Below are 25072 nucleotides of genomic sequence, written 5' to 3'. Positions count from 1 at the left end.
GCACCATTGCACAACCGCCGACCAAAGGGGTTAACGCCGCTCCGGCCTCTAAGCCGCGATCGGGTGCACCTCCGTTCGCGCGGCTTCAAGACACGCCTCCACCGCCTCCCGCAGCGAACTGGTATAGACATCCGCCCCCACCGCCGCGCGCAGCCGATCATCGGTCAGGATCGCCTGCTCCGCCGGCCACAGCCCAACCAGAAGCTTGGCCGCCGGCAGCCGCTGACGCAGCCGCCGCAGCATATAGCGCAAATGCGACGGCGTGCCGTCGAGGTCCAGGTAGCACAGGCAAACCATCGAAACCCCCTCCCCATCCAGGCTGCCGATGCTCAAACGCGACGCCGCTTCGTGCGGCATCACGCGTGCCTTCAACCCACTTTTGTGCAGCAACTGCGACAGCATGCTGGCCGCCGCCTCGTCCAGCACCCCGCGCCCGGCGATGCACAGCACCGGCGCCCTGCCGCGCCATTCCGGCGCCAGCGCGTCCTCGGCGACCTTGCCCGGAGGCGGATGCCTGGGCAGGTCCTGCTCGCTGCGCGACAGCGTCGCCGAGGCACCCTCAAGCGACTCCTTGGCATCGGGTTCCTTGTCGTCGTGCTCGTCCAGATCGTCGATCAGTTCCTGCATCGAACTCGTGATCTTCTGCAGTTGCACCTCGGTCAGCACCCCACGCGCGGCATCGTTGGCGGCGAGTTGCAGCCCCTTCAGCGCGACCTCGTCGTAGTACGACGACAGCGGCCGCTCTCGCAGCAGCACCTCGGCCTGGTCGCGCGCCTCGTCCGGGTCTCCGGCCAGCATGCGCTGGTAAAAACTCTCCACCGGGGTCAACGCCGGCCGGTCCCCCAGGATCACATCCAGGAACTCCAGCCGCTCGACATGCCGGCCCAGCACCACCAGGCACAGCGTCAACGGCGTGGACAGGATCAGCCCGATAGGCCCCCACAGCCACGTCCAGAACGTCGCCGACACCACCACCGAGAACGGCGACAGCCCCGTGCTGTGGCCATACAGCAAAGGCTCCACCACCTGGCCCATGACCGCCTCGGTGACCACATACAGCCCAGCCGTCCAGGCCACCATCGACCAACCCGGGCTGACCGCGGCGGCCAGCGCCAGCGGCAGCACCGCGGCCAACGGAGCCCCGATATAGGGCACGAACCGCAACAGTAGCCCGATGATCCCCCACAACAGCGGAGACGGCACCCCGATCAGCAACAATCCGGTCCCGGTGATGACCCCGAACGCGGCGTTGATGCCAAGCTGGGTCAGGAAATAACGCGACAATCGCCTGGCCGCATCATTCATCGCCGCGGTGGTGCGGTGCAGGTCCGACGATCCGAACAGCCGGATCAGCCGGTCGCGCAGATCCTCCCGCTGCAGCAGCACGAAAACCGCCACGATGACCACGATGGCGGTGGTCGACAACGGATCGACGATCGGCGCGATCACCCGTTCGGCGATCTCCACCGGGGTCGGTTCCGGCTGCTGGACCTCTACCTGCATCGGCTTCTGCTGACCGCCGGCACCAGGCGTTTTCGCGGGCGCCTGGCTCCGTGCCTCGACCGGCTGACCCAGGCCGCGCATCACCCGATTCAACCGGCTCGTCGCATACCCCTGGACCGTATCGACCTTGGTCCGGATCGTGCTGGCGTATTTCGGCACATCCTGGGCAAGACCGGCGATCTGGATGCCGATCAGCCCGCCCAACGCCAGGATCACGGTCAATGCCAGCAGCACCGCGACGACCACCGACAGCACCCGACCCAGGTGAATGCGGCGCAGCAGATTGACGATCGGCGCCAACAGAAAAGACAACAGAACCGCCAGCGTGATCGGGATCAGCACGGTGCGGCCCAGATACAAACCGGCCACTACCACCACCGCCACCGCCAGCGTCAGCAATCCGCTGAGCCCCGGCGTTTCCGCCGCCGTCACCACCGCCGGCCGCCGCTCGGCTGGCCCGCTGCCGTCGGCCATACGTTCCGCCTCATACATGATCAGCCGTAGATGCCACGCCAGCCGCGGCTTTCCAATCACATTGTCAAAAAGATCGGTTCAATTATCGCCCGCGCCCGCCGTCCGGCATCCAGCGCCGTCGCGTTGATCACCGCCAGCCGGAAACCGCCCGGAGGCATCGAATGCCGCGCCGGATCGCGGTCCTGATGAAACGAAATCTGCACGCTGGAAACGCCGCGGATCGCCCGCGCCCGAGCCACCGCCTCTGACGGAGGATGGCGGTAGGCTGGCCCGTGCGGCCCGAACAGCACCACACTGTAGCCATCGGTCCGCCCCTGGTCGTCGAACGCCCACTCCCCGCTCGCGTACAGCCGCACCAGCGCCTCGACCCATCCCGGCCCATACAGATCGGGCCACTGGTCGGCGAAGCGCAGATGCGCCTCGATGATGCGGCTGCCGATGGTTTCAAAATTGACCATCCCGGTATAGCCGGCCAGGTGCCGCAGCGCCCAGGCGCCGCACCAGTCCTCGATCTCAGGCATCGCCTCGGCGTGGATGTGCCAGTAATCGAAGGTGCCACCAGGCGCGGTGGCCCCGGTGGCATGGCGCCACCACACCGCGCGTCCATCGACGATCGCGGCATCGGTGCTGACATGCGCCCCGGTCAGCAAGGTAGACCAGAAATGCCCCGGATTCAGCGCCGCCTGGTAGCTGCCCAGGTCGGCGATCGCCAGGCTGCCCGCGCCCATGCTGCGCAGGTTCATTATCGGCTTCGAAAACACCGGGAACCGCGGCGGGATCACCCCATGCGGCGCCCCCTCCAGACCCTGCGACAACGCCACCGCCAGCTTGTCATAAATCCAGCGGTGGCGCGGATACAGCGTCCACGCCTCCCAATCCTTGGTCGGAATGATCACCTCGTCCGGGCAATCGACATGCTCGAAGAACTGCACCCGCCAGGGATCGGTCTGATAGATCGGCATCGCGGCTACCCCGTCACGCCCTCGCAACCATCACATCAATCCGGCACCGGCGCATTCGGATGCAGCAGCCCCTCGCTGCGCAAATCCGACCACAGCCCCGGCGGAATCTTCATCGTGAACAGCGGCAGGTTTGCCTCAAACTCCGCCGCGTCCCGAGGCCCCGGAATCACCGCCGCCACCATCGGATGGGCCAGCGGGAATTGCAGCGCCGCGGCCGGCAACGGCACGCCATGCGCGCGGCACACCGCCTCGATCTTGCGCACCCGATCCACGATCTCGGGCGGCGCGGTGTCGTAGTTCCAGGTATCCCGCCCGGCCAGGATGCCCGAGTTCAACGGACCGCCGATCACCAGCGACGTGCCGCGCGACTGGCACATCGGGATCAGATCATCCAGCGGCGCCTGCTCCAGCAGCGTATAGCGCCCAGCGAGCAGGAAAGCGTCCCACTCGCCGAACCCCAGCGCCTCGATCAGCACCGCCTTCTCGTTCACCCCGATGCCGATCGCGCTGACCACGCCGCTGTCGCGGAGCTGCCGCAGCGCCTTGTAGCCGCTGTCGCGCAGTTGTTTCAGATAGCGCGCGTTCAGCTCCGGCCCGTGCTGATAGACCCCGATGTCGTGCACATAAAGAATGTCGATCCGCGCCAGTCCAAGCCGCTGATAGCTGTCCTCCACCGACCGCATGATGCCGTCATAGCCGTAGTCATAGACAACATTGAACGGCATCGGCGAAAGCCGCCCGTCCGCCGAGGCCGCATTATCGGTCTTTGGCCGCAACAATCTGCCCACCTTGGTGGACAGCACCCACTCGTCCCGCTGCTTCCCCCGCAACGCATCGCCCACCCGATGTTCGGCAGCCCCGACACCATAGAACGGAGCGGTATCGACATAGCGCACCCCGGCGTCCCAGGCGGCGGTGACGATCGCCTGGCCCTGCTCCTGGGTGATTGGTATGCGGCTGCCGCCCATCGTCGCGGTGCCAAGACCCAACGCGGTGACCCGCAGCTTGGTCCTCCCGACCTGACGCTGTTCCCACATCGCGGAAGGCTCCTTTTACTGACAGCCAAACACTGAAGCGGTTCGCCCCACCGCGCAACCGAGGCCGCGCGACCAAGGCCGCGACACCCGGTCGACGCGCCTCGCCCCCTGTGCCACGCTTCGCTTCAGGAGGACCGCGTCATGACCTATGAACACATCCTGCTCGACCGGCAGGACGGCGTCGGCATCGTCACCCTCAACCGGCCCGACGTGCTGAACGCGATGAACCGCAAGCTGTCGAACGAGCTGGCCGACGCGGTGAAGGCGCTCGACGCCGACGACGCCATCGGCTGCATCGTCATCACCGGGGCGGGCGATCGCGCGTTCTCCGCCGGCGGCGACATCCATGAACAGCGCGAGGACGATCGCCGCCACAGCCCCGAACAGCTCGACGCCATGACCGACCCGCGCCGCGGCTACGAAATCAGCGCCAGCCGCAAGCCGACCATCGGCATGATGAACGGGCTGGCCTACGGCGGCGCCGCGGTGCTGTCGTCCTCGCTCGACATGCGCGTGGGTTGCGAAAACACCAAATTCCGCTTCCTCGCGGCCGCCTATGGGCGGATCAACAGCACCTGGACCCTGCCCAACCAGGTCGGCTGGCCGATCGCCAAGGAACTGCTGTTCAGCGCCCGCGTGGTCGAGGCGGAGGAAGCCTACCGCATCGGCCTGCTGAACCACCTCGTGCCGCGCGCCCAGTTGCGCGAAAAGACCATGTGGCTGGCCAACATGATCGCGAAAAACCACACCGGCGCGGTCACCGGCATCAAGTCGTTGCTGCTGCAACAACTGGGTGAAGACCTGGAGGCGCAGTGGGCCGCCGAGAAGGCCTACACAACACACGTCATGCGCGGCGCCCGGGCCGAGGACGCCTTTCCCGACTTCATCGCCCGCAAGGGCCGCGGCTAGACCATTTCGGCCTGACTGGGCATGCCGAAAATGGTCTGGCGCTTCGTTTTGTCGCATGATTCACGCGCCTTGAACGTTCCACTCCGTGCGACCACGCGCCAGCCTGGCGCCGGGCTTGACAAATCGTGAAGCCTGCGGCCGCTTGCTTCGCCGGCACCGAACCCATACAGTTCGATCGCCCTTCGTATCGGGCCCGTCGGACGTCGTGGGGGCCAATCGTAGGCGGGAGATCGTTTTTACCATGCACCTTCACGCACCGCGCCGCGCCGCTTTGCTCGTACTGCCTCTGCTGCTCTCCGCCTGCGGCTGGTTCGGCCAGGCGCACACCGTGCGCCGCCTCGACGATCGGCTGCAACAACGGCTGGCCTCCGATATCGCATCCGGCAACGCCGCCCTGCAGCCGATCCCCGATGGCGCGCGGGTCACCCTGCTGGGTCCGTCCTCGTTCCCGGTCGATGAACAGGCACTGGACGACCAACGGCGCGACGTCCGCGCCAGCGTCATAGAAGGCCTGCTCGATCCCAGCCTGATGCGTATCCAACTCGCCGATACCTCCGCCCTGCCCGCCTACCAGCGCGACCTCCGGGTCCGCAACATGGCGCAGTACCTCCAGCTCAACGGTCTCGGCTCCACGCTGCAGCCGGCGCCGATGCCCCAGACCGCGCCGCCCGGATCACCCCCCGGCCTGGTGATCGACGTCACCCTGCAATGCCCCCCCAATCGCGGCGGCGCCGGCTATGGCGACGGCAAATCGAAGCCGATCTGCGACTGAGGTCTTCTCAAACAACCGATCTTCCCACCGGCACTGTTTCCCACTATTGCGACCCAGCCGGTGCGACACAGCCGGCCGATTGCCCGCAAGGCAAGCCCGTCACAAAACCCTCGACGCGACCGTCGACGCTGAAACGAAGAGCGGCACCGCCCGCGGAGGAAATCATGTCAACCACCACAGGCACGGCGCCATTCGGCGCCGAGGCTCAAACCGCGTCCGCCATCCTGGCGCGCCTCGACCGGCTGCCAGCCACCCGCCACATCTGGGTGATGGTCGCGCTGCTGTCGCTGGGCGGCATGTTTGAATTCTATGACCTGTTCATGACCGGCTACATCATCCCGGGCCTGGTCAAATCCGGCATGCTGACCGGGATTGCGTTCGGCATTTTCTCCGGCCCGGCGCTGTTCGTCGCCTCGACCTTCTTCGGCCTGTTCATCGGCACCTTCGTGTTTGGCTTCGTCGCCGACAAATACGGCCGCCGCGCGATCTTCACCTTCTCCATGCTGGCCTACTGCGCCGCCACGCTGGTGATGGCGTTCCAGCACACCGGATGGGGCGTCTGCCTATGGCGCATGATCGCCGGCATCGGCATCGGCGTCGAACTGGTCACCATCGACACCTACGTCGCCGAACTGGTGCCCAAGCACATGCGCGGCCGCGCCTTCGCGTTCAACCAGTGCGTAACGTTCACCGTGGTGCCGGTGGTCGCCCTGCTCGCCTACATCCTGGTGCCGCTAAAACCGCTGGGCTGGGACGGCTGGCGCTGGGTGGTGGCGATCGGCGCCGTCGGCGCGTTGTTCGTCTGGTTCCTGCGCCGCGCCATCCCGGAAAGCCCGCGCTGGCTATTGACCCATGGCCGCCTGCACGAGGCCGAGATCATCACCACCCGGATCGAGGCCAAGGTGGTCGCCGACCGCGGCGGCGAGGCGCTGGCACAACCCGCCGCCCATGACGTCGAGGACCTGTCCGCCCGCGGCGCCTTCAGCGAGATCTGGCGGCCGCCCTATCGCAGCCGGACCATCATGCTGATGGTGTTCCAGTTCTTCCAGACCTTCGGCTTCTACGGCTTCGCCGCCTGGGTGCCGACCCTGATCGCCAAGCAGATCGGCATCAACCTCGCCGGCAGCCTGCAATACGCCTTCATCATCGCCATCGCCAACCCGTTCGGCCCGCTGCTGGCTATGACCTTCGCCGACAAGGTCGAGCGCAAGTGGCAGTTGGTCGGCGCCGCGATCTGCATCGCGGTGTTCGGCGTCTTGTTCTCGCAACAATCCACCATGGCCCTGCTGATCCTGTTCGGCGTGCTGATCACGCTGTCCAACAACATCCTGTCGTACTCATTCCACAGCTACCAGAGCGAGCTGTTCCCCACCCGGGTGCGCGCCCGAGCGGTCGGCTTCACCTACGCCTTCAGCCGCATCAGCACGGTGTTCGCCAGTTTCATCATCGGTTTCTTCTTCGCCCACTTCAACGGCACCACCGGCGTATTCGGCCTGATCGCCTTCGCCATGCTGATGGTGGTGCTCTCGATCGGCATCTTCGGCCCGCGCACCGCTAACCTGGAACTGGAAAAGATCTCGCACTGAACCAATCCGCGTCATCCTCGGCCATGCAGACGCAGCAACGCCACCAACTCGGCGACGCTGTCCCACTGGTCGCAACCGTCAACCGCCGCCTCCACCGCGCGGGCACCCTCCGGGGTCAGCACCTCGCCGGCCAGCTCGCGGAATTTGGCGCGGACCTCTGACTCCTCAAACGGCTGGTTGAAATCGCCCCGGTGGCTCTCCACCGCCCGCGTCGCACACCGCCCATCGGTCAGCGTCACACCAACCCGCGCAGGCTTCGAGCCCGGCAGGCGCGCGGTCATCGCCGAATCCTCGCTGATCCGCACCCGCCCACGCAGCGCCCTGATCGCCGCATCGTTCAGCGCCGCATCGCCCAACGACCCATGCCCTGCCCCGCCGCTGACTACCATCGCCGCCGCCGCATGCGGCAACGAATACTTCGATGCGAAATAGTTCGCCGGTTCAGCGTTGCGCATCACCGAGGCAAAGCCATACGTCTCGATATCAATCCGATCAATCTCGGCCGCCGCCGGCCGCAGTTCGGCAAGCACCTCCGCCAATGCGTCGAGCGCCGGATGGATCGGGTTGCAGCAGGCATACAGCCGAAAGTAATTCCGCGTGATCTGCCAGGTCGAACCCAGCCCGTCCAACAGCTGGTCAGGATCGAAGCCGGCGCCGACGAGTTGCCCAAGCGCCTGCTCGATGGCGCCGGCCTCCGCCTCGAAGCCGGATGCGGCCAGGTCGGGCGCCAGCACAGCGGCAAAGCCGCTCATGCCACCGGCCACGTTCAGCGCCGTCGCGCCCGCCACCACGCCGGTGTAGCTCGGCGTCAGCATCAGCGTGACCCCGATCCGCATCGCCCGGCTGATCCCGCCGGCGTCGAGACCCTGTAACCGAGCCCCGGCGGCGACCGCCCCCAGCAGACAGGCCTGCCCATTCTGATGCGCCAGTGGCCTCGGAGTGAGCGCCCCGCACAGCCGCGCGGCGATGTCATAGCCCAGCACGAACGCCGTCATCATCTGCTTACCCGAACACCCCAGGGCTTCCCCGATCGCCAGCACACCCGGCAGCACCTGAACCGCCGCCTGTCCCGAGGCCAGCCGCAAGCCCTCGCACAACTCGATCGAGCGCCCGGCGATCCCGTTCAGCAATGCGGCGCTGCGCGCATCGCCCGTCGGCCAACCCAAGCCGTAGATCGTCGCGCCCTGCCCAGCCGAACTCTCCAGACGCTCACGCAACGCCCGCACCTCGGGCCGCTGCGTCCCGGCGAGAATCACCCCCAACGTGTCCAGCACCACCAGCTTGGCGTGCCGGCGAACCGCTTGCGGGATGTCGTCCCATCCGGTCCGCGCGGCGAACCGCGCCAATTCCTCGATCTGCTCACCCATGCCCTGATCCCCCGTTGCCCTGATCCCCCGTGTCCACCAGGCTGAATTCGAACCCTCCGCCCAAGCCGCGATCATGCGGCAGGCGCGGCGACAGCAGAACCCACCGCGGCCCGCCACGAACACGCCAAGTTGCCGCGCACACATTGCTTGGGCATATGTTCACACTATGTTACATCGCGGCGACCGAGCACGATCTAGATATCGCCCTCAGGCCGCTCGGTATGGCTGTTTTCGGATATCGGTTTGGGAACCCTTACATGGCACGCGCGGTTTCGGCACTCGGCATCTTATCGGTTCTGGCGGTCAGCGCCTGCGCGGTGGCACCACCCCAGGGACCCAGTGTCATGGCACTGCCGGCACAGGGCAAACCGTTCGCGGCATTTCAACAGGATGATGCCACCTGCCGCGGCTACGCCACGCAGCAGACCGGCGGCGCGTCAGCAGCCCAGGCAGCCAACGGCAGCGCGATCGGCAGCGCCGCGATCGGCACCGCCCTGGGCGCCGGCCTCGGCGCGGCGCTGGGTTCGGTTGGCGGCGCGGTCGGTGCCGGCGCGGCGATCGGGGGTGCCACCGGCCTGCTGGCCGGCAGCGCAATCGGCGCAAACAATGCCCAGGCGGCCGGCGGCAACGTGCAGGCCCGCTACGACACCGCCTATACCCAGTGCATGTATTCCAAGGGCGATAGCGTGCAAAGCGCGCCGACCGGGTATGCCAACGGCTATCCTCCCGGTTACTACCCCGCTCCATACTACGGCTACGGTCCGGGATATTTCGGCCCGTCAGTGGTGATCGGTGGCGGCTGGGGCTATGGCTGGGGCGGCGGCTGGCACCATGGCTGGCGCCGCTGGTAGCCCTCTGGCTACCAGATAGCCCCACCCCAGGGTCATCGCCGGGCGCCTGCGGCGCCTCGAACGGCGCCGCCGGCCCGACCAAGCTATCCTGGTTCCCGGCTGACCTGGTTCCCGGCTGACCCAGCTCAGCGCGTATACCCGTCCAGTTCGTCCTGCGCCCAGGAAACCACCTGCGGGATCGTCTGGCCCTCGCGCAGCCGCGCGAAGATCTGGTTGTGCACGCCGCGATTGTAGATCTGCACGGCGACCTCGGGCGCCGCTTCCATCGCGGTCAGCGACGGATCCTGCCCGCTGTCCGAGCGTATCGGATAGTTATACACGGTGCCGACGGGCGGGCCGACCTGTTCCCAGATCTTGAAATCGTTCAGCTTGGCATAGGGCGGCAGGTCGTAGCCGTCACTGGTGACGTCGCGCGCCTCCACATTGTCGCGGCTCATCAGGAACTCCACCAGATCCTTGCCGGCGCTCTTGTTCGAGCTGAAATTGTAAACCCCCCAGAAATAGTCCTGAGTCGGCACAAAACGCCCCTTCGGTCCCGCCGGCGCCGGGAACGTCCAGCAATCCGCCGCCACCGTCGGAGCATCGCGCTTGGCGACCGCCCAGGCCGAGGGCGGATTGAAGATCAGCGCCGACTTGCCCGAGATCAGCGCCCGGTTGTTCGACGCGTCGTCATAGCTCACCGCATCGGCGGGATAGAACTTCACCAGTCGCTGCGCGTATTCCATCGCTGCGCGCGTGCCGTCGGATTTCAACTGCGACTTGCCCTCGGCATCGATCAGCGTGCCGCCGAACGCGGCAAAGATCGCGCCATGGGTGTCCGTCGCGTCGGTGTTCAGCCCGCCGCCCATGCCCATCCCGAAGGTCATGTGATCCTTGGCGGCAAGTTCGGCGAACTTGAGGAAAGTCTCCCAGGTCCACTTGTCTTGCAGCGCGTTCTTCTCGTCCTTCGCCGGATACATCGCCTCCAGGTCCAGCCCGTTCTTCTTGAACCAACTGATCCGCGCGCACGGTGGCTTGGTCTGGGTGCCGCTGCTCGACGGCACCGCCGCCCAATGACCCTTCGATTTGGCCAGGTAGGTGACCACTTTGTTGGTCTCGCCGTTGGCCGCGATCAGCCGAGCCATCACGTCGTCCACCGGCTCCAGCGAATCGGCGTAGTTCTGCACGTCCCAGGTGATGAAGGTCATCACGTCGTGGCCGGCCTTGGCCTGGGTCTCCGCCGCCGGGGTCAATTGCAGCTTGCCGCCCGAGCTGGTGATGAAGTCGGCGGTCACATCGACCTTGTTCTTGTCCGCCCAGGCCTTGACCTGCTTCCTCATGGTGTCGTTGGCGCCGGGAACCCAATGGTCCCAGAACCCGATACTGAGTTTCCCGGCGGCTCCGGCGGTGCGGATATGCACCAGCGGCAGCGCGGCCGTCGCGGCCGCCAATTTAACCGCGCCGCGGCGTGAAATGATCCTCGATCTCGACATTATGGACTCCCAGGACTGCGTGGTTGTTCTGCCTTTCTACGGCAAGGCGGGTCCGTTTGGGACTCAAAACCGCCGCAAGCGGCCCGCTTCGGTCCGATTTTGGCCCTATCCCATCAGCCGCTTCAAGTTGGCGGCGATCTGATCGCCCGACTGGTCGGCTCGCAATGGGGCAACAAACCGCCCGTCGGGGCCCATCAGGTAAAGCACCGAACTATGATCCACCGAGTAATTGTCCGGTCCGGGGCCAGTCCGATGGTCGGCGTAGTACACCCGATACTCCTTCGCCGCCGCGGCGACTTCCTTGGGTGTCCCGGTCAGCCCGATGAATTCAGGTCCGAACGCCGCGGCATACTGCTTCACCACCGCCGGCGTGTCCCGCTTCGGATCGACCGAGATGAACAGCGGCCGGATGCGACCAGCCTCCGGCCCAAGCTTGTCTATCGCATCGGCCACCGCATTCATTGTGGTCGGGCAGACATCGGGACAGAATGTATAGCCGAAATACACCAGCATATACTTGCCGCGAAAATCCCGGTCGGTGACCGTCTTACCGTTGCCGTTCAGCAGCGTGAACGGGCCGCCGATCGAGATCGGACTGTTGGCGCCGTTGCCGCTGAGCCAGAAAAACCCGCCGGCGCCGATCAGCAGCACCGCCAGCAAGAGACCCATCGTCGCATACAGTATCCGGTTCGGCGGCGTCCGTGGCTCAGGAGTCGTGTTCATTTTATCCTCCGCTCGGATGGCTGATCGGGTTCATGCGGATGCCAGCCGCCGTGGTTGTCGTCCGCCGGCCGCCACCGCCGCCAAAGCAACGCCGCGCCCAGCAGCGCCGGCGCCGCGCCGACCGCCACCCAGCGCCAAAGCACCGGATTCGTGATCAGACCTGGCGCAAACGGCCACACCGGCGTGCTTTCATCGGCCGGCGGCGACGCGGCCATGAACACCGCGGCGGCAACGATCGCCACGCCGATGCCGGTCTCGATCAGCACCGACACCCGCAAACGCCGGGCAGCGCCCGGCGCATCCGCCGCCAGCCGGTCGGTCAGCCAAAGCCGGTTCACCGCGGCCAGCATCAGCGCCACCAGAAACAGCGTGATCTTCAGCAGCGCGATGTGGCCATAGCGAGTGCCGAATAGCGCCGGCAGGCTGCCGATCAATTGCATCCCTTGCGCCAGCCCAGTACCGGCAAGCAGCACAACACAGCCCAGGCCGATCGGCGAGAACCGCTCGCACACTGCCGCCGCCGCTTGGGGCGCCAGCACCCGCAGGCTGAACCACAACGATGGCAGCGCTCCAAGCCAGATCCCCGCCGCCACCAGATGCAGCGTCTCGGACAGCACCAGCCCTTCGCCCACCACCCCCGCCGTCGCCCCGGCATGACCAATCAGGCCCTCGAGGCTCAGCGCCACGGCGGTCAGGATGATGACGCCATGCAGCCTGCCGCGCGCCGCGCCCTGGCGCGGTGCATTCGCCGCCTCCAACGTCCCCGGCCGCGGCGCCAGCAACGTCCCCGGCCGCACTGCCACCAGCACCACCGCCGCCAGCAACAGCCCCAGCCGCGCCATCAGCACCCGGCCAAAACGTGTATGCAGCGCGACCACCGGCAGCACGTCGATGGCTCCGGCCAGCGTATCGGCACCAGCCATCGCTGCCGCCTCCAGAACGAACCATGCCGCCCCGGCCAGCAACGCCACGACGCCGCTGACCAGGCACACCAGCCGCAGCCGCGGCGCCAACCGCTCCGCCACCACCCCAGCCGCTGGGACCACCCCGGCTGGCAGCATCCACGCAATGAAGCCGGCGCCCCCCAGCAATGAAAGGCAGGCGGCAAGGTGCAGGCCGCGCAGCAGAGTGGTGATGGCGGCGAGGCCGATCATTCAGGGTTTCACGGTGAAGCTGAAATGCCCCTCGGTCTTATGGGTATCCACCGAAGTGACATGCCATTCCACGCGATACGCCCCTGGCGCCAGATGCTTCAGCGTGACCCGCAGCACCCGTCCATCGTCCTCCGCCACCGGCTTGCCCTGATCCACCCGGCCGCCCCCTGCATCGGTCACCTGCACCGAACTGAACAGCGGTTCCACCGGTTCGGTGTAGGTCAGCAAGACCGCCGGCGGCGACCCCGAGACCGCCGACCCGACGGCAGGCGAGGCATGATCCAGGAATGCATGCGCCCACGCCGCCTGACCAAGCAGGCACGCGGCCGCGGCAATGATGATTGTTTTCATGGCATCAGAACCAGTCAACGATGGGTTCGCCCAGGCTGTGCGGCAACAGGTCATCGAAATACAGGTGGAACTGGGCGATGACACCCAGATGGGACCCACTCTCGCGGTTGCCGGGCACCAGTGCCTCGACCCCGACGGCATAGGTGGTGGCGGTGTAGTTCAGCCCGACGCCCCACAGATATTGCGTGCTGTCCTGGTTCGGCTTGCTCGCCGGCGATGACCACGCCAGCTCCACCACCGGCGTCAGCTTGTTGACGAAGTCCGGCAGCCCATAATCCTTCACTTCAGCCGACAAATAACGGATGCTGTACTGCAGCGATAACCCGCCGGTCCACCCATTCGAGATGCCGTTGTTGATCGCCGAGTCATCGACCGGATCGACCTTCAGCTTCTTGTCGGCGATCTGGTAGCCAAGCTCCCCGGTCAGCGCGAACGGGCGCAGCCAGCCCACCGGAATGTCGCCAAAGCCCTTGGCGAAATACAACGTCGGGGTGGTCGACCCGCTGTCGTCGTTGCCGAGCACCGCGCCGTTGCTGCCGTTGGCACCGGTGCGCGCGATCTCGCGTTGCACGCCGACCGACAGCAGGATCTCATGCCGATCGTTCACATACGGCTTGTATTTCAGTGTAACGACCAGGTTCTGCCAGCCGTTGGCGGTCTTCGCCCCGGGCTGCGTCAGCCAGTTGTAGCCCTGGTTCAGCGCGAAGCCGAAGTTCTCGGTAATGCGCTTGTCGAACTCGAAGCCGGCGCCGTACAGGTTGGATGTCGGGCCGCCATCAGCCGATTGCGGCTGGTAGCTGAAGGTCGGCAGGCTCGCCTCGTCGGCGACGTTGGCGTCGTCGATCAGCAGCGTGCTGATGAACATATGATCTCCGGCGAAGCCGTGCGCGTCGGCGTGATGGCTCAAGGACAGACACCCGACCGCAAGCGGGGCTAACAGGGAACGCGATCTCATGGGATAAACTCCTGATGCGACAAAGGATCCGGTTCGAACGCGTCGAACCGGCGGCTGTGCTCAGGAAAGGATCGGCGGCGCCCTTGGCTGTCCGGGTGCCCGATCGGTGATCGGCGGCGCGGTCGACGGCGGCGGCAGCGCGGTCCTGCCGACCACCACGAACGCCGGCGCCAACGGATGCTCGATGACCGGAACCAGCACCAAACCGGTGCCGTTCAGCGCGGCGCAGAACGAGCACGCCAGGCAGTCGCCGGGATACAACGGCGCTTTCGACGGCCGCCCGCCGCCATGCTCGGCGTGGCACAGCACGGCCACGCCGGTCACCGGATCGATCCGCGGCACGCTGGCACCGGCGCCAAGCTGAACCATCAGCGCCAGCAGCACCACGAACAGACCGACCGGATGGAAGCGACGGTTCAGCATCTCCGGATCGCCTTACCCCGGTTCGCACCTGCCGGGGAAGACTGTCGGCACGCTATTCCGCCGCCGGCTTCAGATGCTCCTGCAGCCGAGGCATCAGCTCGACCAGGTTGCACGGCCGGTGGCGGCTGTCCAACTGCGACACCAGGATATCGTCCCAGCCGTCCTTCACCGCACCCGTGCTGCCCGGCAGCGCAAACAGATACGTCCCCCCCGCGACGCCGCCGATGGCTCGGGATTGCATCGTCGAGGTGCCGATCTTCTGGTAGCTCAACATGCGGAACAATTCGCCGAAGCCCTCGATGCGTTTCTCGATCACATGCTCGAACGCTTCCGGCGTCACGTCGCGCCCGGTGATGCCGGTGCCCCCGGTGGTAATCACCACGTCGACCTCGGGATCGGCGATCCAGCGCCGCAGCAAGCCCTCGATCGCCGCCGTATCGTCCTTCTCGATGTCGCGCGCGACGAGCCGATGGCCAGCCCGCTCGATGCGTTCGGCCAGCGCGTCGCCCGAGGTGTCGTCTGCCCGGGTGCGGGTGTCCGACACAGTCAACACCGCGATGTTGATCGGGATGAACGGATAACTCTGCTCTGGACGAGCCATGGCTGATACCTCCGGCGGATAAACGCCGAACGGTCAGTGCAGGTTCGACGTAAGAAAGACCATCCTGCGCCCGTGGCGTGGCGGCGTGAAGCGGGGGAATTCGCCGGCCGCAAGCGCGTCGAGGCTGGGTGCCGGCAAATGCATGCGCGCGGCGTAGATCCACGAATACACCAGGGCATGCTGCACGAAACCACGGGTCTCGGCGATCGGAATCGCTTCGATGAACAGCAACGGATCACCCTGGTCGTGCAGCTCCGCGCCCCAACGGGTGAAATTGCCGGGCCCGGAGTTATAGCTGGCGAGCAACCGTAACAAGTCGTTATCGATACCATCCAGCCCGGCGAGATAACTGACGTAGCGCTGGCCGACCTCAAGGTTGAACGCCGGCTGGTGCAGGCGATCGGCGGCCCCGACCCCCTCGCCGGTGATATACTGCGCGGTCGCCGGCATGATCTGCATCAGCCCGCGCGCGCCGGCCGGAGACACCGCTCGCGGATCAAAATTCGATTCCACCCGGGTCAGCGCATACACCAGCGTCGGATCGATCCTGAACCCGCCGGCCGGCCGCAACCGCGGTAGCGCGAAGTGCAACTCGGCCTGCTTCTGGCCGTCGCCCGCCGGCAGCGACGCCGCCATCTGCGCGGCGCAGTCCATCATGCCGCTGACCGAGGCAACCCGCAGCACCGCGTGCGCCAGCGCCGAATCAGCGACCGCAACCGGCCACAGCGAGCGCAGTTCCGCCTCGGCTCGGTCGCGTTGGCCGACCTGCAGCAGCGCCAAGGCGCGCCTTCCCCTCGCGGTCGCCGCTACCGCATCGACGTCGGACTGACCCAGCGCCTCTCCGCCCGGCCGCGGCGCGGTATCCATCCGCAGGATCCGCCGCGCCAGCACGCCATGGAAGGTAAAGCGCTGTTCCGCCGCAACATGCAGCCAATTCAGCGCCCCAACCGGATCGCCCGTCGCGCGGCCGGCGCGCCAGGCCCAGAACGCCGCCGCCGAGCGGGTGCGCGTGGAACTGCTGGCGGCGTTCGCGCCCGCCTCGAACAGCTCGCGCGCCAACTCGACCCGATCCAGCCGCCAGGCCGACAGGCCGGCGATATAGAACCCCAGCCCAGGCCGATCCGCCGCAGCCGAACCGCTCACCGACAACCGCGCAACACGCAGCGCCTCAGCGTCTTCGTTGCGAGTGAATAACACCTGCGCCACCTCGGCGCGCAACTGCCCGCCATAGGCCGCCGCGACGCCTGGCGCGCGGCCGATCAGGCGCAGCGCCGAGGCGGTGGCACCGCGCTGCGCCAGTTCGAGAACGGTCCTATCCAATAATGGCTGCCGATTGATATCGTCACGCGGCGGGTCGATATCCTCCGGCATCGTCGCCGCCGGGCTGGAACGGCTCAAACTGGCAACGTCGGCGGCCGGAGGCGGGGTCGCGGTCTTCGGCAGCCGGGTCAGCAACAACGCCCGGATCGCCGGCGCCTCGGGCTGGTCGCCATAGCGAGCCAGCCAATCCGACAGTTCGTCCGGCGTGGACCAGTGGTGGCGGCCGAGATAGCGATCCGCCAGCACGCTGCCCAACAGCAACGGATCGCTGACCGTCGCAAGCGAACGGATCGCGTCTTGAATGTCGCCACGTGCCTGAAACGCAAACACCCGCCGTATCGCCTCGGCGTCGCCAGCCGCCAGAGGCCGCGGCAACGCCACGCTTGGCGCGCCATCCCGAACCACTGCCGGCGCAGCCTCGCCCTGCCGCGTGAGCGCGCCATCCGTGGCTGTCCCTGTGCCGTTCCCCGATTCGGACCCCTGTCCGTGCGCGGCGGACGTGATCGCCCCCGCGAGAATCGCCGCCCCAGCGAGAACCGCCCGGACCCTAGGAAGGCGGGAGAGCGTGTAACCGATCCCTCGCATGGCCGTTCCGCTAGCCGCTCCATCCACGAGACGCAACCGCCTGTGATGAGACAAATGACTATTGGCGAGACAGATCGCGGAAAACGGCGAATTAATCCCAGGTTAATCCAAGGTCACGTTTCTGTTGGCAGCTGGTCGATCGCGCGCCGCAACAGCCGCAGCCCTGCCCATGCGTCCCGCCGCAGAGGCGGATTTTTCAGCATGTCCGCCAGTCCCGGCAGGGCCAGCACGGGAAGCGCCGCTGGCATCCCCGGGAACGCCCCCTCGACCCAATTGCGCGGTCCCCGCCGCCGCGCCGGCGATTGCGGCAGCATCGCCCGCGCCGCCGTGGCCCCGAACAGCACGATCCGCCGCGGCTTCACCAAACCCACCAGACGGTGCAGGAACGGCAGGCATAGGGCGATCTCCCCAGGCGAGGCCGGCCGCCCGCCCGGCGGGCGCCACGGCAGCAGCGGCGTCAGCATCAGTTCGCCCCGACCCAGCCCGATGCTGGCCAGCATCTGGTCCAGCAACTGGCCCTCGGGTCCGGCAAACCCATGCCCGCCGCGATCTTCTTCGCGTCCCGGCGGCTCACCGATGATCAGCGTGGCGCTGTCGGGATCACCTTCGGCGAACACAAGGTTACTGGCGGTATCGCGCAGCGAGCAGCCGTCAAACCCGGCCAGCGCGGCGCGCAGGTCGTCCAGCGTCGCCGCCCGCCCCGCCAGCGCCAGCGCCCGCTCACCCGGCGTACCCTGAGTGCCCGACCCCTGAGCGCCCGACAACGGCTGTGGCGACACCGCCAACCGGCGCGGCGCCGGACTGGCCTCGACCGGCCGCAGCCGGTTGATCGGATCCACCCCGATGCTCTCGTCGGCACCCCACTCGAGCTGCAGGCTCAGCAATGCCAGCGCGTCATCCAAGCAATGCGGCTCGGAAACGATCTCGCTCCACGTGCGGAACGAGGTTCTTCTTGCCATCATGCGTCGCCGGACCTTCGGTCACCCGCAGCAGAATGAATGACAGGCCGCCGCCCTCGCGCACCAGTCGGCGCCCCTCCGCCATGTCGGCCTCGGAGTTTATCACATGCACCACCGGGAAGCCGCAGCCGGCGGCAATCACGTCCAGCCGAACGCCCAGCCCGGTGTGGCTGTCCTGGTTGCCGGTCTCGCCGTAGTGACCATTGTCCACACAGATGATGGTCAGGTTGGGCGGATTCTGCAGCGCGATCGTTGCCAGGGCGCCGACATTCATCAGCAGTTCGCCGTCCCCGGTCGCCACCAGCACGCGCCGCTTGGGCTGCGCCAGCGCCAGCCCCAGGCCCATCATTGGCGCCGCGCCCATCGCCCCGCCAAGCCCGAACAGGCTGGGCGATTCGTAGGTCAGCGCCGACAGCTCCCACGCCGTCCCAGCCAGGCCCGCGACCATCAGGAAGTCACCTGGGCGTTCGATCAGCGCCGGCACCGCGCGCCGACGATCCAGCACCGCTTCGGGCAGGCTCGCGGTCTGCAGCTTGTTCAATTTGGCCATGACCGAATGTCCCTAAAACTTCTTGGCGCCAATCAGGCGCTGCGTCAGCAGCACGGCGACCTGCTGGCCGGACTGATACGCCATGGTGATCGCGGCCTCCACCGCCACCACCACCTCATCCGGATGTTCCGCTCGCATTACGATAACCCCCATCGCCTTCAGCACCGGTTCGACCGCCTGGCCCATGGCGAACTGCCACGGATTGCCCTCGCCATATTCGCCCCGCATCGACACCAGCGTCAGCAGCGGAAACCGCGCGCCCTGGGTCAGCGACAGCATGTTGATGCAGTTGCCGACGCCCGAGGACTGCATCAGCAGCACCGCCCGCGCCCCACCCAGATCGGCGCCGGCCACCATCGCCACGCCTTCCTCCTCGGTGGTCAACGGCACCGAGTGCGCATCCGGATCCGCCAACGACCGATCGATCAGAACCTTATGCCCGGCATCGGGCACATAGCAGAACTGGGTGACGCCGCTGGCTCGCAGCAGGTCGTAGATCGCGCCCTGCCAGTTGGTCTTGCCGTCCGCATCCGAGCCTAGCGTCATCATTGTCTTCCCGCTTCGTTACCGACTTGCCACGCACACCAAACGACCCCGCCCAGCACCAGGATGCGGCACCCCAACGCGGCACCCCACTGTAGCCGCGCCGGCGGCCGCGGCTCAACCCAGGCAGCACGCCAGTACCTGGACGAACGCCCTGGCCCGGTGGCTGACCGCGTGCTTGGCGTCGGGGTCCATCTCGCCGAAAGTCGCCTGCGCGCCCCCCGGCTGGAACATCGGATCGTATCCAAAACCATTGCCTCCCCGCGGCGGCCACGCCACCGCGCCGTCGATCCGACCAAGAAACGTCGCCGTACGGCCGTCGGGCCACGCCAGGCACAGCGCCGCGACGAACCAGGCACGCCGGTCGGCACTATCGCCAAGGCGTTGATGCACCCGTTCCATCGCGGCGGCGAAATCCTTCGACTCCCCGGCCCAGCGGGCGGAGTGCACACCCGGCGCGCCCCCCAACCCGGCAACGCAGAACCCCGAATCGTCGGACAACGCCACCAGCCCGCTCGCCGTCGCCGCCGCCACCGCCTTGATCCGAGCATTACCGGCGAAATCCGCCGCGTCCTCCTCCGGTTCGTGAAGCCCAAGCGCGGCGGCCGACACCAGATCGATGCCAACCGGGCCAAGCAGCGCCTCGAACTCTTGCAGCTTGCCAGGGTTGTGGGTGGCCAGCACCAGTTGCTGACCGCGGCAGAGCGTGCGCACCATCACCCCCCAAGCGCGCCCCGCTGCTGGGCGAACAGCGCGGTGGTGCCACTTCGGGCGAGCGCCAGAAGCTGCTGGAACTGCGCCTCGGTGAACGCGGTCTTTTCCGCCGTGGCCTGGATCTCGACGATGCCCCCGCCATCGGTCAGCACAAAGTTGGCGTCCGCGTCGGCGCCGGAATCCTCGCCGTAATCCAGGTCCAGCACCGCCTCCCCGGACACGATGCCGCAGGACACTGCGGCCACCTGCCCAATCAGCGGCACCGTCTTCAGCACGTTAATCTTCACCAGGTGGCGAAACGCCAGTGACAGCGCGACCCACGCGCCGGTGATCGCGGCGCACCGCGTGCCGCCGTCGGCGTTCAGCACGTCGCAGTCCAGCGTGATCGACATCTCGCCCATTGCCGCGCGATCGACCACGGCACGCAGTGACCGCCCGATCAGGCGCTGGATTTCCTGGGTGCGGCCGGATTGCTTGCCCCGCGCCGCCTCCCGATCGCCCCGGGTGTGGGTCGCCCGCGGCAGCATGCCGTATTCCGCGGTGACCCAGCCCAACCCGGTATTGCGCAGGAACGGCGGAACCCGGGTTTCCACGCTGGCGGCGCACAACACCTCGGTATTGCCCATCCGGATCAGCGCCGAACCCTCGGCGTGGCGGGCGAAGCCGGTGGTGATCGACACCGCGCGGAGTGCGTCGGCGCTACGGCCGGATGGGCGCATGGGCCTGGGTCCCTGAATGGGTTTGGCAATCGGTTCGGCCCCGACCATACAGCCTGGCGGGATGCTCGCAACCACCACCCCGAACCACCACCCCGAACCGCGCGCTCGGGATGCCCACCTGGACAGCGCGCAGGCCGCCGCCTAACGCTGCCGCCCAGCAATCACATCCAGCAATCCCATGAGGCCGCCATGTTGTTCGACTTCGTTAACATCGAGAGCGAGAATATCTACAAGCTGCTGACCTCGACCGTCGGGCCGCGGCCGATCGCGTGGGTGACCACGCAGGATACCGACGGCACGCTGAACGCCGCGCCGTTCTCGTTCTTCAACGCCGTCTCCGGCAATCCCCCGGTGCTGGCCTTCGGCATCGGCGGCCGCGCCCCCGGCGACGTCAAGGACACCGGCGGCAACATCCGCCGCACCGGACAGTTCGTCATCAACCTGGTCAGTTACGAACTGGCCGAACCGATGAACGTCACCGCGATCGATTTCCCCAAGCACGTCGACGAACTGAAGGAAGCCGGGCTGACCACGGCCCCGTCGCGCCACGTCAAGCCGCCACGCATCGCCGAGGCGCCGGTCTCCTTCGAATGCGAACGCCTGGTCGTCGTCGAGGTCGGCATCGACCGCGCCGTGGTGCTCGGCAAGGTGCTGGCGATCCACGTGCGCGACGATTGCGTGCTGGACAAGGAACGCTGCTACATCGATACGCCAAAGCTGGACTTGATCGGGCGCATGCACGGCCGGGGCTGGTACGCCCGGGTCACCGACCGGTTCGAATTGCCAAGGATACCGCTCGACGATTGGCCCGCCCGCAAGGCCAAGGCCGCCGAGTAGGTTTGGCCGAGTAGGTCTGATTGTCCGGGGCCCAGCGCCGCGACGCTCCTCCGGGACGCCGGACCTGCCAGATGGTTGCCTTGAACCAAACCCAGGTCCAATCCACCCCCACCGCCAAAATCTGGGAAATTAGTCTTGCACCTCCCGCAACGACACACTATTGTCTCCATGAACGAACCCAGAACGCGGCCCGCAATCCCATGTCGCTCTCGATCTCCCCACCAACGATCTCCCCACCAACGATTTCCCCGCCAGCGATTTCCCCGCCAGCGATTTCCCCGCCGATCTCCCCCGCAATATCCTCCCCGGCGCCCCGGCCGTCCTCATTCCCGGCCGCCCATACCACCAGCGTCCTCAACACCGTGCTAGCCCGCCTCGCCCCTCTGCTGCTGCCAGGCGCGGCCGGAGACCTCGCCACCGCGCGCCAAGCCGCCGCCCAGATGCTCGCCGCCCACGACGCCCAGACCGACGATGAAATCCGCCTGGCCGGCAAACTCGTCGGCCTCAGCTTCCAGTGTCTGGAGGCCCTCAGCCAGGCCGCCGCCGAAGACCTGTCGCTGACCGCCAAGCTGCGCCTGCGCGGCAGTGCAGTCAGCCTTAGCCGCGAAAGCCACAAGGCCCAGCGCCAGCTCGACAAGCTGCAGCGCGCCCGCCGCGACGGCCGCACCGAACAACCGGCCGATGCACCGCCACGGACCGCTTCACACCCGCAACCCACTGAACTCCAACCCGCCACCGTCCCGGCCGCGCGACCAGACCCCGTCGTATCCACTTCGGTCGCGGTGGCTCCAGCGCAAAGCCGCCCCGACGCGATCCACCCGGCCGGCAGGACCGGCAACGCGATCATGACCCAGTCCCTTCATAAGCGCCTCGCAGCCCAGCGCATCACCGATCAGTTGAAGCAGAACCAGGCCGCGCACGCCGCAAGATTGGCCCAGCGGAATGCCGCCGCGGCGACCCAGGACACCGCGGCCGCGCAAACCACCTGATCCGCGACATCGCACGCACGATTACCTGCCGCCACGACAACCCAGCCCGCAAAACCCGTTGGGCTACGCGACCTGATCCACCGGTGCCGCAGTCTTCCGATAGATCGTTTCGGCCATCTCGGGCCCGGCCAGGATCTCCACCAGCCGAACCGCCCCCATGGTCCCGATGCTGCCCTGACGCACCGCCGCCTGCACTGCTTCGCTCGCCTTCTCAAGCAGCGCGTCATAGGCGGCCGGGTTGCCCAGCTTGCGCCCGGTGGTCTCGATGGTGCGAAGATCCCGGGCGAACGATTCCATCTTCTTCTGGCCGACGCTGTCGAGCGCCACCGTCGCTACCGCCAGCGGTCCGACAAGCCCGTTGGTGATGCCCTCGACGAAGCGCCCGCGGCAGACTTCGTCCAGCTTCTTGCGGATCCCGGTCAGCCGGACACGATGGCGCGCCGCGCCGGGGTCCAGGTCGATGTCGCGCAGCAACGTGGCGATCCGCTGCACCTCGGTTCCCACCGCCGAGAGGACCCCGTCGCGCAGCCCCTCGGTCAGTTCCGATCGATCCTCCATGTCGGCCAGCAGCGCGTCGGTGCCCTCGTCCATCGCGGTCTGCAGCATGGCCCGGTCGGCCGGCGTTCCGCTCAGGATGATAAGCTGGCGCAACTGCGGCACCACGTGGGGCAGACGCCGCAGCAGCAGCTTGAACACCATCGTGCCGCCCGGCGCCGGCTCGCCGCTCAGGCTCGCCACGATGTCGCGGATCGCCTGTTCATCGGGTTGCAGCACGCCGATTTCGACGTCACGCTCCAGGTCACGCATCACCGAGGCACCGCGCAGCACGGTGGCGATGGCGCGGGCTAGCGGCGCGTACAACCCTGGCGGCAGACCGGTGTCCGCCCAGCCGAGCGGCGCCGGCGCGCGGCCCAGTATCTCACCCGCCCGACCCCATGCCGCCAGTCCGGCTCGGCTGACTATTTCGGCTTCGTCGGTGTGGTGGCCGCCGATCATTGTCTCGATCGCCTTGGCCGCGTCGCCCAATTCGGCCTGAACGGTGCGCGATATCGCCTCCAGCACGCTGCGCGGGATCGTCGCCTGCCCGGGCTTCCATTGCGACGCGGGCACGATCAGCCCATCCAGCGGCATGAACAACAGCCGGGTAAAGCGCAGCAGGCGCGGCGGCTTCAGGCTGGACAGCCGCCGGCGCAGCGGTTCCAGCACCGCCTGGCGCACCCCGGGTTCGGCGGATGCCTCCAGCAAGGCAACGATCTGGCGGATCTTCGCATCGTCGGCATCCAGCATATCGGCGCGCAACGCACCCATCCCGGACCGCCCCGGCCGGACCGCGGCCAGCGGAGCAGCGCCCGTCAACATGAAAGTGCCCGCATGTGTTCGTTGCGAGCAACGGTATCGAACACCGCCGCCCCGGTGCGCCAGTCCTCGTTCAGCGGGATCAGCCGGCGCAGTTTCATTGAAATATCGACCTCCTGGAATTGGTCAGCCCATTCCTTGGCCTCCTTGGGCAGCACCGGAACAAGTTGAACCATCTCGACCAGCGCGGCGCGGCGCGCCGCATCGTCCTGCGCCAGAGTCCACAGCAGGCAAATCTGTTCCCAGCCGTCCAGCAGCCATTCCGGACGTCCGGACAGGCGCACGATCGGCTCCGGATCTTTGCCCCAGGTCCGCAACAGCCCGAGAACATCGTTGGTCAACTCGCGCGCCTGCGCCAGCGTGGCCTCCGCCAGCTTCAGAGTGTGATCGGCCACAGTACAGATCATTTCGGCATACGACGCCTGGTCGTCGGAGCGTTGCGCGCTGCTCCACGCCGCCACCTCCTGCGAGCAGCGCTGCAGCAGTTTGATCAGCCGCGGCACCCGCCCGCTGGTGCTGCCGACGGTGACACCGATATAGGACATGGTGTCGCCGATCGCTTCCAGCGCCGCGGCCACCCAGTTGCTGGTCCGCCGCAACAGTGGCGCCACCTGGTCGACCGCCAGGCGGGCGCGCCGCTGCATCTCCTCGGGATCGCTGACGGCGGCGAGTTTCTGTTCCGCGGTCGGGGCATCGACCTGCTCGACCAGGGCCAGCAACAGCAGGTAGTTCGCCAGCAGCCGGTCGCCTTTGTCATTGTCCGCCGCCTTGCGCGCTGCTGCCGTTGCCTCGTCGCCGGCCAACCCCTCGGCGGCGATTTCCCGGCTGACCCGGCGGATGGTGCCGGGGGTCACGCTGGTCAGCGCCTCGATCCGGTCGTTGAGCTGCCTGTCGTGCAAGGTCGGACTGCACAGCGCGCTGATGCTTTTCCACGCCATGATGTAGACCCCGCGGCCGCCCGAGGGGTTGGGAATGACCAGCTCCAACCCGCGTTTCTCGCCCGGCCGAGCGCGCGTGCCGGCCAGCAGCGGCGTGGTGAAGGGCACGGCGACGCCGCGTTCGAGGAACGTCGTCGGATGGTAGGTTTGTACCGGCGGCAGGCTCGGTTCGGACACGTTTGATCCCTCAGAAGCGGCCAGCGCTTTGGAACCCGCCAGCATTGCCCAACAGCTAGACCCAAATAGTTGATAAAAGATTACTTTCGGGAGCGGCCGGCGCCCCACACCGTGATCGTCGTTGGACTGCGCCGGCCGACGGCTGGTTCGCAGGAGCCTTGCCCCGTCGTGAACCGACGGCAGGTGGCTCTTGAGCAATCCACCAGACCGGCCGATGATCGCCCCGGATTGCCAGAAGGAACCAG

At 67.1% G+C, this 25072-nt stretch carries 25 protein-coding genes; 6 read left to right on the top strand and 19 right to left on the bottom strand.

Annotated elements, in window-relative coordinates:
- Positions 1 to 48: 48 nt before the first annotated feature.
- From ACQY4Y_RS10085 to ACQY4Y_RS10075, 3 genes are read right to left on the bottom strand one after another with little or no spacing between them, the layout of a single operon-like run.
- A complete protein-coding gene (locus ACQY4Y_RS10085) occupies positions 49 to 1977 on the bottom strand; it encodes an AI-2E family transporter (protein WP_428490412.1) in 1929 nt (642 codons plus the stop codon).
- Between the two features lie 56 nt (positions 1978 to 2033).
- Positions 2034 to 2939, bottom strand: a complete 906-nt coding sequence (locus ACQY4Y_RS10080; RefSeq protein WP_428490411.1) for a hypothetical protein — start codon at positions 2937 to 2939, stop codon at positions 2034 to 2036.
- 35 nt (positions 2940 to 2974) lie between these two features.
- Positions 2975 to 3976, bottom strand: coding sequence for an aldo/keto reductase (locus ACQY4Y_RS10075; RefSeq protein ID WP_428490410.1), 1002 nt, complete (start codon positions 3974 to 3976; stop codon positions 2975 to 2977).
- A gap of 141 nt (positions 3977 to 4117) precedes the next feature.
- Between ACQY4Y_RS10075 and ACQY4Y_RS10070 the strand changes: the two genes are divergently transcribed.
- From ACQY4Y_RS10070 to ACQY4Y_RS10060, 3 genes are all read left to right on the top strand, one after another.
- A complete protein-coding gene (locus ACQY4Y_RS10070) occupies positions 4118 to 4885 on the top strand; it encodes an enoyl-CoA hydratase/isomerase family protein (RefSeq protein WP_428490409.1) in 768 nt (255 codons plus the stop codon).
- A 241-nt stretch (positions 4886 to 5126) separates the two neighbouring features.
- Positions 5127 to 5657, top strand: coding sequence for a hypothetical protein (locus tag ACQY4Y_RS10065; RefSeq protein WP_428490408.1), 531 nt, complete (start codon positions 5127 to 5129; stop codon positions 5655 to 5657).
- A gap of 164 nt (positions 5658 to 5821) precedes the next feature.
- Complete coding sequence (locus tag ACQY4Y_RS10060; RefSeq protein WP_428490407.1) at positions 5822 to 7243, top strand: MFS transporter; 1422 nt, start codon at positions 5822 to 5824, stop codon at positions 7241 to 7243.
- 11 nt (positions 7244 to 7254) lie between these two features.
- Here ACQY4Y_RS10060 and ACQY4Y_RS10055 read toward each other — a convergent pair whose 3' ends face one another.
- Positions 7255 to 8610 (bottom strand): MmgE/PrpD family protein, encoded by a 1356-nt coding sequence (locus tag ACQY4Y_RS10055; RefSeq protein ID WP_428490406.1) that lies wholly within the window; start codon positions 8608 to 8610, stop codon positions 7255 to 7257.
- Between the two features lie 257 nt (positions 8611 to 8867).
- On the opposite strand from ACQY4Y_RS10055, the gene ACQY4Y_RS10050 reads away from it, so the two are divergent.
- The gene (locus ACQY4Y_RS10050; RefSeq protein ID WP_428490405.1) at positions 8868 to 9461 is read left to right on the top strand and encodes a hypothetical protein; all 594 of its coding nucleotides are present in this window, start codon (positions 8868 to 8870) and stop codon (positions 9459 to 9461) included.
- 125 nt (positions 9462 to 9586) lie between these two features.
- Here the strand turns inward: ACQY4Y_RS10050 and ACQY4Y_RS10045 are convergent, their stop codons facing one another.
- From ACQY4Y_RS10045 to rph, 13 genes are all read right to left on the bottom strand, one after another.
- Entirely contained in the window at positions 9587 to 10933 is a 1347-nt protein-coding gene (locus ACQY4Y_RS10045; RefSeq protein ID WP_428490404.1) for an ABC transporter substrate-binding protein, read from the bottom strand.
- A 105-nt stretch (positions 10934 to 11038) separates the two neighbouring features.
- The gene (locus ACQY4Y_RS10040) at positions 11039 to 11656 is read right to left on the bottom strand and encodes an SCO family protein (protein ID WP_428490403.1); all 618 of its coding nucleotides are present in this window, start codon (positions 11654 to 11656) and stop codon (positions 11039 to 11041) included.
- Positions 11653 to 12810: a CopD family protein gene (locus ACQY4Y_RS10035; RefSeq protein WP_428490402.1), complete on the bottom strand. Its 1158-nt coding sequence runs from the start codon at positions 12808 to 12810 to the stop codon at positions 11653 to 11655. The genes ACQY4Y_RS10040 and ACQY4Y_RS10035 overlap by 4 nt, the downstream gene beginning before the upstream one ends.
- Complete coding sequence (locus ACQY4Y_RS10030; protein ID WP_428490401.1) at positions 12811 to 13161, bottom strand: copper resistance CopC family protein; 351 nt, start codon at positions 13159 to 13161, stop codon at positions 12811 to 12813.
- A gap of 4 nt (positions 13162 to 13165) precedes the next feature.
- The gene (locus ACQY4Y_RS10025; RefSeq protein ID WP_428490400.1) at positions 13166 to 14116 is read right to left on the bottom strand and encodes a hypothetical protein; all 951 of its coding nucleotides are present in this window, start codon (positions 14114 to 14116) and stop codon (positions 13166 to 13168) included.
- 60 nt (positions 14117 to 14176) lie between these two features.
- Positions 14177 to 14539 (bottom strand): hypothetical protein, encoded by a 363-nt coding sequence (locus ACQY4Y_RS10020; RefSeq protein ID WP_428490399.1) that lies wholly within the window; start codon positions 14537 to 14539, stop codon positions 14177 to 14179.
- A 52-nt stretch (positions 14540 to 14591) separates the two neighbouring features.
- Positions 14592 to 15140 carry a molybdenum cofactor biosynthesis protein B gene (gene moaB, locus ACQY4Y_RS10015; RefSeq protein WP_428490398.1) on the bottom strand — a complete coding sequence of 183 codons (549 nt, stop codon included), beginning with the start codon at positions 15138 to 15140 and terminating at the stop codon, positions 14592 to 14594.
- A gap of 33 nt (positions 15141 to 15173) precedes the next feature.
- Positions 15174 to 16865 carry a transglycosylase SLT domain-containing protein gene (locus tag ACQY4Y_RS10010; RefSeq protein ID WP_428490397.1) on the bottom strand — a complete coding sequence of 564 codons (1692 nt, stop codon included), beginning with the start codon at positions 16863 to 16865 and terminating at the stop codon, positions 15174 to 15176.
- Between the two features lie 293 nt (positions 16866 to 17158).
- The gene (locus ACQY4Y_RS10005) at positions 17159 to 17947 is read right to left on the bottom strand and encodes a uracil-DNA glycosylase (RefSeq protein ID WP_428490396.1); all 789 of its coding nucleotides are present in this window, start codon (positions 17945 to 17947) and stop codon (positions 17159 to 17161) included.
- Positions 17940 to 18554: a thiamine pyrophosphate-dependent enzyme gene (locus tag ACQY4Y_RS10000; protein ID WP_428490395.1), complete on the bottom strand. Its 615-nt coding sequence runs from the start codon at positions 18552 to 18554 to the stop codon at positions 17940 to 17942. Before ACQY4Y_RS10000 ends, ACQY4Y_RS10005 begins: the two co-directional genes overlap by 8 nt.
- A gap of 12 nt (positions 18555 to 18566) precedes the next feature.
- Complete coding sequence (locus tag ACQY4Y_RS09995) at positions 18567 to 19100, bottom strand: thiamine pyrophosphate-binding protein (protein ID WP_428490394.1); 534 nt, start codon at positions 19098 to 19100, stop codon at positions 18567 to 18569.
- Between the two features lie 114 nt (positions 19101 to 19214).
- Positions 19215 to 19814 (bottom strand): non-canonical purine NTP pyrophosphatase, encoded by a 600-nt coding sequence (locus tag ACQY4Y_RS09990; RefSeq protein WP_428490393.1) that lies wholly within the window; start codon positions 19812 to 19814, stop codon positions 19215 to 19217.
- Positions 19814 to 20530, bottom strand: coding sequence for a ribonuclease PH (rph, locus tag ACQY4Y_RS09985; protein ID WP_428490392.1), 717 nt, complete (start codon positions 20528 to 20530; stop codon positions 19814 to 19816). The genes ACQY4Y_RS09990 and rph overlap by 1 nt, the downstream gene beginning before the upstream one ends.
- A gap of 189 nt (positions 20531 to 20719) precedes the next feature.
- Between rph and ACQY4Y_RS09980 the strand changes: the two genes are divergently transcribed.
- On the top strand, positions 20720 to 21367 hold the full coding sequence (locus tag ACQY4Y_RS09980; RefSeq protein WP_428490391.1) for a flavin reductase family protein: 648 nt from the start codon (positions 20720 to 20722) through the stop codon (positions 21365 to 21367).
- A gap of 362 nt (positions 21368 to 21729) precedes the next feature.
- Complete coding sequence (locus ACQY4Y_RS09975) at positions 21730 to 22356, top strand: hypothetical protein (RefSeq protein WP_428490390.1); 627 nt, start codon at positions 21730 to 21732, stop codon at positions 22354 to 22356.
- Positions 22357 to 22419: 63 nt separating this feature from the next.
- Here the strand turns inward: ACQY4Y_RS09975 and ACQY4Y_RS09970 are convergent, their stop codons facing one another.
- Positions 22420 to 23715, bottom strand: coding sequence for a hypothetical protein (locus tag ACQY4Y_RS09970; RefSeq protein WP_428490389.1), 1296 nt, complete (start codon positions 23713 to 23715; stop codon positions 22420 to 22422).
- Positions 23709 to 24827, bottom strand: coding sequence for a hypothetical protein (locus ACQY4Y_RS09965; RefSeq protein ID WP_428490388.1), 1119 nt, complete (start codon positions 24825 to 24827; stop codon positions 23709 to 23711). The genes ACQY4Y_RS09970 and ACQY4Y_RS09965 overlap by 7 nt, the downstream gene beginning before the upstream one ends.
- Between the last annotated feature and the right edge of the window lie 245 nt (positions 24828 to 25072).

This window comes from Rhodopila sp. (assembly GCF_965277165.1).
Taxonomy (GTDB): domain Bacteria; phylum Pseudomonadota; class Alphaproteobacteria; order Acetobacterales; family Acetobacteraceae; genus Rhodopila.
The sequence above is the reverse complement of the archived record's forward strand: the minus strand, read 5'-3'. Positions and strand labels throughout refer to the sequence as shown.